Raw genomic sequence first — 14,209 nt, 5'->3', positions numbered from 1 at the left:
GCCTTGGTTGCTTGAGGTGATTGATTCACAGGCGAATGGGCGCGGCACTGGCTAAATGACGCCGCGCGCCTGCAACACGCTTTTCGCCAGACTGCGGGTCGTCGAAAGCACGTGTTCTACCTGTTGATCCATCGCTGCGGTGGACGAGGCTATCGCTCCCAGTTCGATGACGCGCAACGTGTGACCGAGCACGGACCCCAGCCAGGTCAGGCCGGGTACCGCGCCGACTTCGACATCCAGCAAAAAACTGCTGTGGGAGACGGAACGCAACAATTGACTGGCATCACAGGTGGGGTTCCCAGCGGATTGCTCCGGACCAGATCCGACCCGCAGCCAGTCGAGCATCAACGCCTCGGATTGCTTGACGGCTAGATAAGCCACCTGGTCCCAGTCATCTATCGCCACGTGCAGCTTGTCGATCATGTATTTGGGAAACGCGGCGCTGGTAACGATGACCACTCCGGCATCCGCCGAAGGTTCCTTGATCCAGACTGCGGATTGCGATAACACATGCATGGCGGTACTCCCGGCGCGTGGTAGGAGCTGCTTGCTCCGGGCGGCGATGAGGCCGTGACATTCAACTTGGATGCCGACTCCCCCACCGCGTCCTGAGCAAACCCGCTTCTACAGGTCATTGGCGTTAATCAACCGTTGCGGAACAGGAAACTGTAGGCGTTCAGCGCAGGTGCCCCGCCCAGGTGTGCGTAAAGCACTTTCGAGCCTTCGGGGAATTCGCCACGGCGGACCATTTCAATCATCCCGTGCATGGATTTGCCTTCATACACGGGGTCGGTCAACACACCTTCCAGGCTGCCGCATAGACGAATGGCTTCCAGCGTACCTTCGTTGGGCAAACCATATTCCGGGTAGGCGAAGCGGGTATCGAGCACCACGTCGTCTTCGGTGATCTCGCGCCCCAGTTCCACCAGCTCAGCGGTGTGCCGGGCGATACGCAGTATCTGTGCCTTGGTTTGCGCTGGCTTGGCCGAGGCATCAATGCCGATAACCTTCTTCGAACGGCCGTCCGCGGCAAAACCGACGACCATGCCGGCCTGAGTACTGCCGGTCACGGAGCAGACCACGATGTAGTCGAACTTGAACCCCAGTTGTTTTTCCTGCTCCCGCACTTCCTCGGCAAAACCGACGAACCCGAGGCCCCCGTAGGGATGTTCGGAACAACCCGCCGGTATCGGGAACGGCTTGCCGCCCTGCTCCACCACGTCGCTCATGGCCTTCTCCCAGCTGGGCCGGATGCCGATGTCGAACCCGGCGGCGTCCAGTCGAACATCCGCGCCCATGATGCGAGACATCTCGATATTGCCAACGCGGTCATACACCGCATCGGAGTAGTTCACCCAGTTTTCCTGAACCAGCACGCACTTCATGCCCAGATGCGCAGCGACAGCGGCGACCTGACGGGTCTGGTTCGACTGGATCCCGCCGATGGACACCAGGGTGTCGCAACCCTGTTCGAGTGCTTCGGGAATCAGGTATTCGAGCTTGCGCGTCTTGTTGCCACCGAAGGCCAGGCCACTGTTGCAGTCTTCACGTTTGGCATACAGCTCGACCTTGCCGCCAAGGTGTTCGCTGAGACGTTTCAAGGGCGTGATGGGAGAAGGACCGAAGGTCAGCGGATAACGTTTGAAACGATTCAGGTTCATGACTCTGCTCCTTGTTTATTGAATATCCAAGCGCCAGACCGAAAGGCAAAAGGCTGCGTTCCAGGTTCTTTCAGAGGGGCTTCGACACGTTCAATATTAAGAACAAAGCCAAAAATATGTGTTGCAAGTTTCAATCAATTGAAGAAACATAAATTATCAGTTAATACTTAAAACGTATTTTTATTGTGTAGAAACCAACATGAACGCAACAAATCATCACAGGAAACCCGCCACCCCAGGTGCGGAGCCGCACCCGCTGGACCGGACCGACCGCGCCATTCTCAAGACCCTGCAGCGAGACGCCTCTATCTCTAATGTGGCGCTCGCCGAGAAGGTGAAACTGAGCGCGCCGGCCTGCCTGCGACGCGTCGAACGCCTCAAGCAGGCGGGCCTGATCAAGGGCATTGTCGCGTTGCTGGACAATCAAGCGCTCGATGCAGGGATGGTGGTGTTGATCGGCGTGGTGCTGGACCGCTCGACGCCGGAATCCTTCGCCGCCTTCGAAGCCGCGGCGCAAAAGGTGTTCGGCTGCATGGAATGCCATGTGGTGACGGGGGAATTCGACTACTTCATGTTGATACGAACCAAGGACAGCAACAGTTTCAACCGGCTCCACGCGGAGCAATTGCTTTACCTGCCCGGGGTTCGTCAGATTCGCTCGTTCATGGGGTTGCGCCAGGTCTTGTCGACAACCCACATCCCCCTTTGAAGCTCAATTTAAATTGATGCAGATCAAACCTGGCACTTCGATGTGCTGTACGTTAAAAACCAGAACCCGCTAATCAGTACCGGAGATTCTCCATGTTCTGGTTTCGCCATCGTCAACCAGCGTTACTACGCCTCGCCATCGTGCTGTGGGTGTTAGCGTTTGGTCTCGCGGCGGCCCAGGGGTGTCTGGTTCAGCCCAGCCACAATCCGGCGACAACTCATGCCTCGTTGAACACCGCGCAAGATGACGATGGCCACGAAGCCCATGCCGTCGGTTGCCTTCAGCACTGCGCCGATGCAGCGATAGCGGTAAGCCCTTCGCTCCCTTTTCAAATACTTGATCTGTTCAGTTGGCCCCTTCTGTTCCTGATCCCTGCGCTGCTGATTTTTTATCCCGCCACCCCCTCCGCTTTTGCCTTTCTTGCATTACGGCGTCCTGTACCCGCCAGCCCGCCTGTCCGTCTGATTTTCGTGCGCTTGAACGATTAATCCGACCCTCTGCGCGCCGATCTGCGCCGCACTGTCTGACTGCGCCAGCCCGGCGCGGCTCGGTATTACCTGAGTTGTCCTCATCCTTTGGAGATTGCCATGCATGCCTCATTGAAACTTATCCTCGCCACCCTGCTCGTGAGCAGCCCACTCATGGCCTCGGCGGTCGAGCAGACGCCGACCGCGCCCGCCCAGACAAGCGAAGCCACTGAGGCAACGCGAAACAATGTCATGACCGAGCATATGCAGAAAATGCAGGCTGCCTACGACAAGGCAGCCGCCGCCAAGACCCCTGCCGAGCGCCGCGCCGCCATGCAGGAGAGCATGAAGACGATGAAGGACAGCATGGCCATGCTGCATGAGAACTGTAATGGCATGGGCATGGGCATGGGCATGGGCATGGGCATGGGCAAAGCCGGTAGTCAGGACGGCATGGGGAGGGGAATGATGAACATGATGATGAAAATGATGGATCAGCAATCGAGCATGATGAAAATGCCGATGGGTAAGTGACGCGCACAAGCCTGTAGACGATGCATGTCGGTTTACCTTTGCCAATACGCCAAGGGTAAACCGACGCCCATCGACCAAACGACGTATCACCCACAGCGCGTTTCTCGGGAGTACAGAACCATGACGGACTCACCACCTTCTGCTGACACCTCTCCAACATTCTGGAGGAGCAGACCTGGCATAGCGCTCGGTATGTTGCTGGTGATCGTGCTGTTCTATCTGGCAAGAGAACACTACGGCCATGTGCTGGGTTTACTGCCTTACATGATTTTGCTGCTGTGCCCGCTGATGCATGTTTTCGGACATCACCATGGTGGCCACAATCATCACGGCGACACCTCAACCTCAATCAAGGATGCGAACAGGAGGTAGCTCATGAACACCCCTGAGGTTGCTCCAGAGCACGGCCCGATGCAGAACACTGGCCCCCAACTCATCGGCGCCCATGATCCGGTATGTGGCATGCCCGTCAGTCACGACAGCCCGTTCAGCACGGAATATGAGGGGCAGAACTACCGGTTCTGCAGTCAGAAATGCCAAGCGACCTTCCGGGCAGCGCCCGAGCGTTATCGAATAGCTCAAGTGAATATCGAACACGTCCACCAGGCAGCAGCAGAACCGTTAACGGATGCCGCTGAATACACATGCCCCATGCATCCGGAAATTCGACAGATCGGCCCCGGCGTCTGCCCCAAGTGCGGCATGACCTTGGAGCCGGTGATTCCCGAACTGGAGGAAGAGGAGAACCCGGAACTCAAGGACCTCACCCAGCGCTTTTGGTGGACATTGCCACTGACAATAATCGTCACCGTCTTGGCCATGGGCGGCCATGCCTTGGTGCTGTTTCACGGCCCCACGCAAAACTGGATCGAGTTCGGACTGGCCGCCCCCGTGGTGCTTTGGGCGGGCTGGCCGTTTTACGTGCGCGGTGTGCGCTCGGTGATTCAGCGAAGTCCGAACATGTGGACGCTGATCGCCCTCGGCACGGCGGCGGCCTTCCTTTACAGCGTCGTGGCCGCCCTGGCCCCCGAGGTATTCCCCAGCAACTTCATGATGGACGGCCGCATCGGGGTGTACTTCGAAGCGGCGGCGGTGATCATCTCACTGACCCTTCTCGGCCAGATGCTCGAGCTCAGGGCTCGCTCGCAAACCTCGGCTGCCATCAAGTCGCTGCTTGGACTGGCGCCAAAGACTGCCCGCCGGATCAATGCCGACGGCACGGAAGAAGACATCCCACTGACGCACGTACACAGTGGCGACACATTACGTGTGCGCCCAGGCGAAAAAGTGCCTGTCGATGGCCAGGTGTTGCAAGGCGAAAGCGCTGTGGATGAGTCGATGCTTACCGGCGAACCCATACCGATAATGAAGCGGGCCGGCGACGCGCTGATCGGCGCCACCCTCAACATCCACGGCAGTCTGGTGATGCAGGCACAGAAGATAGGGTCGGCGACCCTGCTCGCACAGATTGTGCAGATGGTGGTGCAGGCACAACGCTCAAAAGCGCCGATGCAACGGCTGGCAGACGTGATTGCCAGCTACTTCGTGATGGTGGTGATTAGTATCGCCGCGCTGACTCTTCTCGGTTGGGGGCTGTGGGGGCCCGAGCCGAGTTGGGTGTTCGGGCTGATCAACGCTGTCGCGGTCATGATCATCGCGTGCCCGTGCGCCCTTGGCCTGGCGACACCGATGTCCGTCATGGTCGCCACCGGGAAAGCCGCTGGCAGCGGCGTATTGTTTCGCGATGCCGCGTCCATCGAAAACCTGCGCAAGATAGACACCCTGATAGTCGACAAAACCGGCACCCTCACTGAGGGTCGACCAGCGTTCCACAGCGTCGAAGCCGTATCCGGTTTTACTCAGGATGAAGTGCTGCGCCTGGCCGCCAGCCTGGATCAGGGCAGTGAGCATCCATTGGCCCACGCCATCGTCGAACAGGCTCGTGCCGCTGGGCTGCAACTGGCAACACCTGAAACCTTCGAGTCAGCCTCGGGCATTGGTGTAAGTGGTCAGGTCGAGGGGCGGCGCCTGATGCTGGGCAATACCGCGTTGATGCAGGAGGCGGGCGTTTCCACCGAGAGTTTGCACGTGCATGCCGAAAAGCTGCGCGACGACGGTACGAGCATCATGTACCTGGCAGTCAATGGTGCCCTGGCGGGTTTGCTGGCGGTTGCCGACCCCATCAAACCCACCACGAAGCTGGCCGTCGAGCGTTTGCAGGCGGATGGCGTCAAGGTCATCATGGCCACGGGTGACGGTCTTACGACGGCTCGCTCGGTCGCTCGCCAGTTGGGCATCGAGGAGGTGCATGGCGAGGTCAAGCCGCAAGATAAAGAACGTCTGGTGGCCGCTCTGCAACAAGCCGGACACCGCGTGGCGATGGCCGGCGACGGCATCAATGACGCCCCCGCATTGGCTCGCGCGGATGTCGGTATCGCCATGGGCACTGGCACTGACGTGGCGATGAACAGCGCTCAGGTCACCCTGGTGAAGGGCGATCTGCTCGGTATCCTGCGTGCCCGCAGCCTGTCAGTAGCAACGGTGAGAAACATGCACCAGAACCTGACCTTCGCCTTCCTTTACAACGCCATGGGCATCCCACTCGCCGCCGGCTTGTTCTTCCCGCTTACCGGCCACCTCCTGTCACCACTCGTTGCCGCACTGGCCATGAGCGTGAGCTCGGCGTCGGTGGTATTCAACGCCTTGCGTCTGCGGCAGGCTTCCATTGATTGAGTGAAAGCACCCCCTTGACCTTGCCATGGCGGCAAGGTTGAGGATAAGCCAACGTCGCAGAAAAGCCTCATGCGTCTGTCTTTCCATGATCACTTTTTGTGAGGAGTCACCGATGAAGACTGTAGAACTGCAAGTCCAAGGCATGAGCTGTGGTTCATGCGTCAAGCATGTCACCGAAGCGCTGCGCCCACTTGAAGGCGTCAGTGACGTAACCGTGGATCTACAAGCCGGACGGGTGAAGGTCAGCGGCGTTTCGGACGGCCACGCGCTGCTTGCAGCCCTGGAGGACGCGGGCTACCCCGCACAGCTGGCGACAGTGGAAAGCGTAGCGAGCAAGAAAACCTCGGGGTGTGGCGGGAACGGCGGCGGGTGCTGCTGCCGGTAAGCGTTATTTTTAAATTATCGACTACTCCGGCAATCGCCCCTGGCCAGCCCCAGGCAAGCCATCCCGTTGCGCCTGGGCCATCAACCATTCGCAAAACAACTCCAGTTTCTTACTACGTTCCGGGCTCCGCTTCGCCACATAGCGATAGCTGCTCTGATGAAACCCGAACGGTGCCAGCAGACGGCCAAGGCGAATGTCGTCAGCCACCAGGTGCCAGGGGGCAACGCAGATCCCCAGCCCGGCAATCGCGGCTTCCAACGTGAAATAGTAATGCTCGTACTCCAAGCCGACCGGTGCACTGGCCTGATAGCCAATCGCATCTCCCCAGTTTGCCCAGGCATTCGGGCGCGTTTTGGTGTGCAGGAGTGGGTGCAGGAAAATCGAACTGAGTTCAGTCAACTGGATACGCGCGGATAACGCCGGTGACAGGACGATACCCAATCGCTCAGGGAATAACAGGAGGGTGTTTTCCTGACCATCGAGCCGACCCTGCTCAGCCGTGATCATCACGTCATACCGATCACGCCCCGGATCGCTCGTGTCGCCTGAAGAGCTCAAGCGAACCTTGATGTCCGGGTACTTCACATTGAAATCGAAAAGGCGGGGTATCAACCATTTGACCGTGAAGGTGCTGAAGCAGGACACGTCCAGAATCCCCGTCGCGGTATCCCTGATTCGGCCGACCGCGGCTTCGATCCTATCCAGTGCAGCCGTGAGATCCGGCAGAAGTTCTTTGCCGGCGGCGGTGAGTTGCGGTTTGTTCTTGGTGCCCTCGAACAGCTCGACCCCAAGACTCAACTCCAACTGGCGTACCTGGCGACTCACCGCCCCGGGCGTGACCGAAAGTTCATCGGCGGCAGACGTCATTCTTCCCAGCCGGGCGGCGGCCTCGAAGGAGCGCAGAGCATTCAATGGGGGGAGGCGACGTTTCATTAAGTGACTTTAACTCAATTACTTCGGGCCCATAAATCGTTTTCCTGGCACGCCTCGTTTTTGCAGAATCCCGCTGCACCAGCACATCCGGCTGCCTGTCCTGGATGCCGGAACGACAGGAGCCCCACCCAAAGCAATTGAGAGAGCCTCACATGCCATTCGTTCGCACAGCCGTCATCAAGGGCACCAGCCCGCAGCAACGCCAACACATCGTCGATGGCATCCATCAAGCGCTGGTCGAGAGCATCGGCATGCCCGAGGATGAACTGTTCAACCTGGTCACCGACTATGATCCGGAGCAGTTCTTCTACAGCCGCACCTTCAATGGCGTCGCTCGTTCAGACAAGCTCGTGGTGATTGAAATCACGCTGCGCAGGGGTCGCAGTGACGCCATGAAACGGGACCTGTACAAAAGAATCGCTGACCATCTCGGCGCTCAAGCGCAGGTTCGCCCGCAGGATATTTTCATCTTCATGCATGAGAACGACTATTCGGATTGGTCGGTGGGCCTGGGCAAGTTCGCAATGGCGTTGGTGCAGCAAACTGGCGATGCCGCTGTCGTGTAGGGGCCAGGTTTGCGTAGCCCTCTGAAGGACGCGACTGCCTCAGGGCTTGGCCGGTCAGGTATCCCGCTTGACGACCCGACGGTGACAATCTTGCGCAGCCAATACCCTGCCCGCCTTTGAACGGACCGTGATGGTCTCGACTGGCTCAGACAAGTCGTTATCCAGCAGCACCGAATAATGCTCGCCCTTGTTGAAGAGGAAGCGCTCTCCCCACTGGCGCATGCTCACCACGATGGGAAACACGGAGCGCCCCATCTCGGTGAGTACATATTCCTTGTAGGCGCTGCCGTCGGACGCCGGTTGGACTTCGAATATCCCCAACTCGACCAACATCTTGAGTTTTACCGCCAGGATGTTCTTGGCGAGGCCAAGGCGTTTCTGGAACTCGCTGAAGCGTCGAACATCATCGAAAGCGTCGCGGATGATCATCAGCGCCCAACGATCTCCGATGGCTTCAAGGGTCCGCGCCACGGGGCATTCGCTCTGCGCCAGCAGTGCCTGTCTGGCCATGATCTCCCCCTTACTGGGCGACTGGTTGATGAGGACGCTCTAGCGCCGGAAAAACTGGTTGCATATTAAAACCTGGTTTGTTAGAAAACAACGAATCGGTTTTGTTTTGAAACCAGTCTAAAGAAGACGCTTAAGCTGAGAGACCTTTGAACATGGACGTCGAAGCCGAAAGAACAGTAGGAGCCAGCACACCGCTCCCTCGGGTAGGTGCAGCCACCCTCAGCCGTCATCAGACATTTCTCTTCGCTATCACCTGCGCGATGGCTGTGGCCAATGTCTATTTCGCACAGCCGCTGCTGGAGTCGATGGCCACCAGCCTGTCGGTTCAACCCGGCACTGTCGGTGTGGTAGTCACGGCAACCCAGGTGGGTTATGCGCTGGGCCTGCTGTTCATCGTCCCCTTGGGCGATCTGCTGAATCGCAAGAAACTCATTCTGATGCAGCTGTTGCTGTCGGCCGTGGCCTTGTGCGCGGTAGGGCTGGCGCAAAGTTGGGGCATGCTGCTCGGTGCGATGGTACTGGTCGGCCTGACGGCCGTCGTGGTGCAGGCGTTGGTCGCCTACGCCGCCACACTGGCGAGCCCGGACCAGCGCGGCGAGACCATCGGCACCGTGACCAGCGGCGTGGTGCTGGGCATCCTCCTCGCCCGCTTCGTCTCTGGCGCAGTCGCCGACCTGGCCGGATGGCGGGGTGTCTACTTCGGGTCGGCAGTCTTGATGGTGGGCATGGCGTGGCTGCTGTACCGAACCATGCCGGCATCGACAACGCCGCCGACCAGGGGCAACTACTGGCAGTTGCTGCGCTCGGTGCTGGAACTGTATCTGACAGAGCGAACGCTGCGCATCAGAGGCACCTTTGCCTTGCTCATATTCGCGGCATTCAGCGTGCTGTGGACCGCCATGGTGCTGCCGCTGAGCGCGCCGCCACTGTCGCTTTCACATACCCAGATCGGCCTGTTCGGTCTGGCCGGAGTGGCGGGAGCCCTGGCCGCGGCACGCGCCGGGCGATTGGCCGACCAAGGGCTCGGCAACCGCACCACAGGCATTGCCCTAGGGATATTGACCTTGTCCTGGTTGCCCACCGCGTTGGTCGAAAGCTCGTTGCTGGGCATGGTGGTCGGGGTCGTCCTGCTGGACTTCGCCGTGCAAACCGTCCACGTGACCAATCAGAGCCTGATCTTCGCGGCGCGTCCCGATGCGCAAAGCCGCCTGGTGGGCACCTACATGTGCTTTTACTCAGTCGGCAGCGGCTTGGGCGCGATTGCTGCCACTTACACTTACGCACACTTCGGTTGGGTGAGCGTTTGCCTGTTGGGCGCAGCCATCAGTGGCATGGCCCTGTTGTATTGGTTGTACCTGCAACTGACTTCAGCGTGACAACGCTCCCCCTCATCAAGGCGACTCATCAATGAAACCATGGCACTTAGCGTTGGCTGTACTGATCACGGCAATCTGGGGAATCAATTTCTCGGTGATCAAACTGGGGCTGGCCACCGTGGATCCGTTCATTCTGGCGGGCATCCGCTTCAGCCTTTGTGCGCTTCCGGCGATCTTCTTCATCCGCAAGCCCGATGTGCCCTGGCGCTACCTCATCGGTTATGGACTGGTGTTCGGCATCGGCCTGTGGGGTGTGGTCAACCTGGGCATCAAGGCTGGACTCTCGGCAGGCATCGCTTCCCTGATCCTGCAATTCAGCGCGTTCTTTACCCTGCTGTTGGGCGGATGGGTGTTCAAGGAAGCACTGACACGCTTCCAGGTGCTGGGCATGCTGATCGCCTTCGGCGGGCTCTTGTGCATCATCATGATCAGCGACGGCTCGGTCAGCCTGCCGGGGGTGCTTCTGGTGCTGGCTGGCGCGGCCTCATGGAGCGTCGCCAACATCATCAACAAGAAGGCCAGCACTCGGGATGTCTTCGGGTTTCTGGTCTGGTCCAGCGCCTTCGCGCCGATCCCATTGTTCGCCCTCGACTATGCAATCAACGGCAGCGCCGGCTATAGCTCATTCATCCAGCAGGTAGACACGACCGCCGTGCTGTCGATTCTGTTCCAGGTCTACCCCAATACCGTGTTCGCCTATTGGATATGGAACTCGTTGCTCAAGACCTACCCGGTGTCCACAGTGGCGCCATTGTCGTTGCTGGTGCCGATTTTCGGGATGCTCGGCTCGGTCTTCGTCTTCCACGAGAGTGTGTCGTTGAACAAAGTGCTGGCGGTGGTGCTGATCGTGCTCGGCCTGGCCGTCGGCCTTTATGGGCAGCGTATGTTCAATGCCATCTTTGCCGTTCCGACCCCACGCTAATGCGACGAAACATAACTCGACGACCCAGACGTCGCCGGCAATGCATAAGTCGCCTTCATCCATTCGATCTCCGCCTGGGGCGCCCGACCGAACAGGCGCTTGAACTCACGACTGAATTGCGAGGCGCTTTCGTAGCCGACGTTGAACGCCGCCGTCGAAGCGCTCATCGCGTTGCGCAGCATCAGCAGCCTCGCTTGATGCAGGCGCGTCGACTTCAAGTACTGCATGGGTGAGGCGTCCGTCACGTTGCGAAAGTGCAGGTAAAAGGTGGGCACGCTCATGTTGGCTTCCCGGGCAAGCGTCTCGACACTGAGACGTTCCGCGTAGCAGCTGTGGATTTTCCGGATCGCGCGGGTGATCTGGCCGAAGTGCCCTTGGCGACTCAACGCGGCGCGCATCGAGCCACCTTGCTCGCCGGTCAGGATACGGTAGTAGATCTCCCGTATCAGCGACGGCCCGAGTATCTGCGCTTCGCCCGGATAGCTCATGGCTTCAAGAAAGCGCAGCGTCGAGGCACACAACTGATCGTCCATAGGCGAGGCGTACATGCCCTTGGGCGGGGCATCGCTTGGACCGAGGGCTTCGTCGACCTGCAGCATCAACTCGCTGGCCAACTGCAAGTCGAGGCGCATGTAGACCGCCAGCATCGGCTCCGAAGCGCTGGCGTCGGTTTCCATGGTAAACGGCACGGGGACCGACACCACCAGGTAGTGCTGGGCGTCGTAGACGTAAACGTCATCGCCCAGATAACCGCGCTTGCGGCCCTGGCACAGGATCACGATACCGGGGTCATACAACACCGGCGTGCGCGCCAGCGGGCGGTTCGAGCGCAGGAAACGGATGTCCTCCAGCGCGCTGAGATTGTAGCCCTCGACCGGCGCCAGTTTCTCCATCAACTGCACCATCCGCGAAGTGCGTGAGTCGGCCTCAGTCATCGACATCCTCCTGCTTGCCGGTCAACCGTCGGTCGAACGGGTGAGCGCTTCCCATTGATCAATCTCGTTGGCCGCATGGCTCAACTTGGCCCGCACCAGGCTGAGCGCATCGTTGCCCAACAACAGGTGTGCAGGTGGCGTCGGGCTGGCAATTACTTGCAGCATCGCTTGCGCAGCCTTCCGCGGATCGCCGAGCTGCTTACCGCTTTTCTCCTCGCGCGCCTTGCGTACCGGATCGAAACTGGCGTCGTAGTCGGCAATGCTACGCGCCGTGCGGCGCATCGAACGACCTGCCCAATCCGTTCGAAACGAGCCGGGCGCGACGGCTGTGACGAAGATGTTGAACGGTCGCAGTTCCTGGCTCAGCGTATCGGAGATGCCTTCTAGGGCGAACTTGCTTCCGCAGTAGTAAGCGATTCCCGGCATCGTGATAGTGCCACCCATGGAAGTGATATTGAGGATATGACCGGCACGCCGCGTGCGGAAATAAGGCAGGAAGGCCTTGATCACCGCCACTGCGCCGAACACATTGACGTCGAACTGACGCCGCATCTCCTCCAGCGGCGACTCTTCGAGAATGCCTTCATGCCCGTAGCCGGCATTGTTGACCAACACATCGACCGGACCATGAGCGGCCTCCGTCGCCGCGACAACGCTGTCGATCCGGTCGAAGTCCGTGACATCCAGGATGACGCCGTGGGCACGATCCGCTGAAAGCGCTTCAAAGGCCTGCAAGGCCGCCTCACTGCGCACGGTTCCGATGACCCGGTGACCCGCTGCAAGTGCCTCCCGGGCCAAGGCGTTGCCAAAGCCACTGCTCACGCCCGTGATGAATAGGGTTTTACTGCTGTGCATGGCGAGCTCCAATCGATAGGTACGGGGTTATGGTAGCTATCGAGAAATGGGGCACCTATGCCGGTTTGCCTGGGAGCCTTGCCTATTTCTATCGAGGCCCGGATTTAAAGTACGGGCGTCAAATACCAGGCCCGCTCACGTGGGCCGACAACCGTGCCAAGCGATCCCAACCCTCTGTGCTGATCCCCGAGCAATTACTCAATAACAACCTCTCCAGCGGCAACCGCTCCAGCACCGGCACCATGGCGGTCGTGAGCTGCGATTCCCCCGGCCCCGCCGCAAGGGTCAGGTCCCGCAACGGCAGCCCCGCAAGATGAGCGACGCCGGCGTCGGTCAGCCACGGGCTTTCGTACAAGCCGAGGCGCTTCAGCGGCAAGTTGCCCAGGCAGGCCAGGTCGGCATCGCGCAGGTCCAGGCCGCTGATTTCCAACTGCTCCAACGGCAGGCCCAACTCGGTCAGTTTGCGCAATGTCTTGCCATCCATGCCCTGACAGAAACTGAGATTCAGCCGCTTCAGCGGCAGGCCGGCCAGTTGTTTCAGCATCTTCCAGCTCACCTCGTTCAACGACAGGTCCAGCGATTCCAGGCCGAGCCCCTCCAGATCACGCAATGTCTGCGCGTCGATGCCTTGCACATCGGAAAGCCCCAGGTGCTTGAGCGGAAACCCGTGCAGCACGTCCAGACGCTCGATCACCTGGCGTGAGCATTTGAGATCCAGATCGGCAAGCGGCATGCCTTCGAGTCCCTCGAAGTCGTCCTCGCAGAGGTACGCGGAATGCAACGAAAGCCGTTCGATCGGCAACCCGCGAATGGCGTCAAGCAGGGTGTCCGAGGCGTAGCAGTCATCGAGACTCAGCGAGCGCAAGGCCGTCATATCGGCAAGCCAGGAAGGATCCCGTAAGATGGCGCCGCTTGAGCTGATGGTCAGTTGTTCGAGTGGATGCGTGCACAAGTGCCGCATTCCCGCTGAAGTCAGCTCTCCGGCGCGTTTCAAGGTGAGTGAGCGCAACCTGAATGACGACAGCGCCCGAAGGCCGTCGTCCGTGAGGTCATCGCAACGGTTCAACGACAACTCTTGCAGCCTGCTGCTGCCCAGTTGCCGGAGGAAACTGTCGTCGAAGTCTTCACCATAGGTGTCCAACTTGAGGCAGCGCAGGCGTTCGAGTGACGGCAGACTGGTCGCGTCATCGTCGCGGGAAAAGCTGCTGATCTCCAGATGTTCCAGGGCAACACCCGGCAAACGCCGCCATATATCCGGACCGCAACGGAACCTCGGGCCGTTGAGTATCAGCGTGCGCAACGGCAGCCCGGCCAATGCATCAAGCCAATGCGACTCGGCATCGTCCAGCTCCACATGGTCCACCGGCAGTCCGCGAAGCTGCGGCAACAAGGGACCGGGACGATTCCTGTGGGGTGTGGTGTTCAACTGGGCAATCACGGCCATGGCGGCCGGATCGCAGAGGCCAGCGGCAACGCGCAACCCCTCCAGCGAAACCTCCGCCGTATCAAGCAGGACGCGATAAAGCGCGGCACGCGCGGCAATGTCATCGGGTGCGGTGGCGAGTTGGGCGATCAGGGCACTGCGGTTGGAGGTCTGCACGGTCTATGCGTCCGAAGTGAGCA

General features: G+C 59.7%; 16 protein-coding genes. 9 read left to right on the top strand and 7 right to left on the bottom strand.

The features are described 5' to 3' along the window. Window positions 1-51 precede the first annotated feature (51 nt). Window positions 52-516, bottom strand: coding sequence for a transketolase (locus PCOSP_RS03620; protein ID WP_464710346.1), 465 nt, complete (start codon window positions 514-516; stop codon window positions 52-54). 128 nt (window positions 517-644) lie between these two features. Further along, complete coding sequence (locus PCOSP_RS03615; RefSeq protein ID WP_464710345.1) at window positions 645-1,661, bottom strand: 1-aminocyclopropane-1-carboxylate deaminase; 1,017 nt, start codon at window positions 1,659-1,661, stop codon at window positions 645-647. Between the two features lie 199 nt (window positions 1,662-1,860). On the opposite strand from PCOSP_RS03615, the gene PCOSP_RS03610 reads away from it, so the two are divergent. The 6 genes from PCOSP_RS03610 to PCOSP_RS03585 all read left to right on the top strand — a co-directional run bounded on the left by PCOSP_RS03610 (window position 1,861) and on the right by PCOSP_RS03585 (window position 6,489). Then, on the top strand, window positions 1,861-2,370 hold the full coding sequence (locus PCOSP_RS03610) for an Lrp/AsnC family transcriptional regulator (RefSeq protein ID WP_139648122.1): 510 nt from the start codon (window positions 1,861-1,863) through the stop codon (window positions 2,368-2,370). A 92-nt stretch (window positions 2,371-2,462) separates the two neighbouring features. Continuing rightward, entirely contained in the window at window positions 2,463-2,858 is a 396-nt protein-coding gene (locus PCOSP_RS03605) for a hypothetical protein (protein WP_464710344.1), read from the top strand. Window positions 2,859-2,957: 99 nt separating this feature from the next. Further along, on the top strand, window positions 2,958-3,371 hold the full coding sequence (locus PCOSP_RS03600; protein ID WP_464710343.1) for a hypothetical protein: 414 nt from the start codon (window positions 2,958-2,960) through the stop codon (window positions 3,369-3,371). 192 nt (window positions 3,372-3,563) lie between these two features. Next, on the top strand, window positions 3,564-3,743 hold the full coding sequence (locus tag PCOSP_RS03595; RefSeq protein ID WP_373682513.1) for a DUF2933 domain-containing protein: 180 nt from the start codon (window positions 3,564-3,566) through the stop codon (window positions 3,741-3,743). 90 nt (window positions 3,744-3,833) lie between these two features. Next, window positions 3,834-6,104 (top strand): heavy metal translocating P-type ATPase, encoded by a 2,271-nt coding sequence (locus tag PCOSP_RS03590; protein WP_464711862.1) that lies wholly within the window; start codon window positions 3,834-3,836, stop codon window positions 6,102-6,104. A 112-nt stretch (window positions 6,105-6,216) separates the two neighbouring features. After that, window positions 6,217-6,489, top strand: a complete 273-nt coding sequence (locus tag PCOSP_RS03585; protein ID WP_139648115.1) for a heavy-metal-associated domain-containing protein — start codon at window positions 6,217-6,219, stop codon at window positions 6,487-6,489. A 21-nt stretch (window positions 6,490-6,510) separates the two neighbouring features. On the opposite strand, the gene PCOSP_RS03580 is transcribed toward PCOSP_RS03585, so the two are convergent. After that, window positions 6,511-7,422, bottom strand: coding sequence for a LysR substrate-binding domain-containing protein (locus PCOSP_RS03580; protein WP_464710342.1), 912 nt, complete (start codon window positions 7,420-7,422; stop codon window positions 6,511-6,513). Between the two features lie 152 nt (window positions 7,423-7,574). On the opposite strand from PCOSP_RS03580, the gene PCOSP_RS03575 reads away from it, so the two are divergent. Then, window positions 7,575-7,988, top strand: coding sequence for a tautomerase family protein (locus PCOSP_RS03575; protein WP_464710340.1), 414 nt, complete (start codon window positions 7,575-7,577; stop codon window positions 7,986-7,988). 54 nt (window positions 7,989-8,042) lie between these two features. Here PCOSP_RS03575 and PCOSP_RS03570 read toward each other — a convergent pair whose 3' ends face one another. Further along, a complete protein-coding gene (locus PCOSP_RS03570; RefSeq protein ID WP_464710338.1) occupies window positions 8,043-8,498 on the bottom strand; it encodes a winged helix-turn-helix transcriptional regulator in 456 nt (151 codons plus the stop codon). Between the two features lie 152 nt (window positions 8,499-8,650). Here PCOSP_RS03570 and PCOSP_RS03565 point away from each other — a divergent pair, with 152 nt between their 5' ends. Together PCOSP_RS03565 and PCOSP_RS03560 are read left to right on the top strand one after the other, a co-directional pair. Then, window positions 8,651-9,874, top strand: coding sequence for an MFS transporter (locus PCOSP_RS03565; RefSeq protein ID WP_464710337.1), 1,224 nt, complete (start codon window positions 8,651-8,653; stop codon window positions 9,872-9,874). Window positions 9,875-9,905: 31 nt separating this feature from the next. Then, window positions 9,906-10,796 (top strand): EamA family transporter, encoded by an 891-nt coding sequence (locus PCOSP_RS03560; RefSeq protein WP_464710336.1) that lies wholly within the window; start codon window positions 9,906-9,908, stop codon window positions 10,794-10,796. Here the strand turns inward: PCOSP_RS03560 and PCOSP_RS03555 are convergent. From PCOSP_RS03555 to PCOSP_RS03545, 3 genes are all read right to left on the bottom strand, one after another. Next, the gene (locus tag PCOSP_RS03555; RefSeq protein WP_464710335.1) at window positions 10,793-11,731 is read right to left on the bottom strand and encodes an AraC family transcriptional regulator; all 939 of its coding nucleotides are present in this window, start codon (window positions 11,729-11,731) and stop codon (window positions 10,793-10,795) included. The genes PCOSP_RS03560 and PCOSP_RS03555 overlap by 4 nt on opposite strands. A gap of 21 nt (window positions 11,732-11,752) precedes the next feature. Beyond that, a complete protein-coding gene (locus tag PCOSP_RS03550) occupies window positions 11,753-12,586 on the bottom strand; it encodes an oxidoreductase (RefSeq protein ID WP_464710334.1) in 834 nt (277 codons plus the stop codon). Between the two features lie 118 nt (window positions 12,587-12,704). Continuing rightward, complete coding sequence (locus PCOSP_RS03545; protein ID WP_464710333.1) at window positions 12,705-14,186, bottom strand: leucine-rich repeat domain-containing protein; 1,482 nt, start codon at window positions 14,184-14,186, stop codon at window positions 12,705-12,707. Window positions 14,187-14,209: the final 23 nt, after the last annotated feature.

This window comes from Pseudomonas sp. MAFF 730105 (assembly GCF_055380705.1).
Note: the sequence above shows the minus strand (reverse complement) of the source record. Positions and strands in the feature narration are given on the sequence as shown.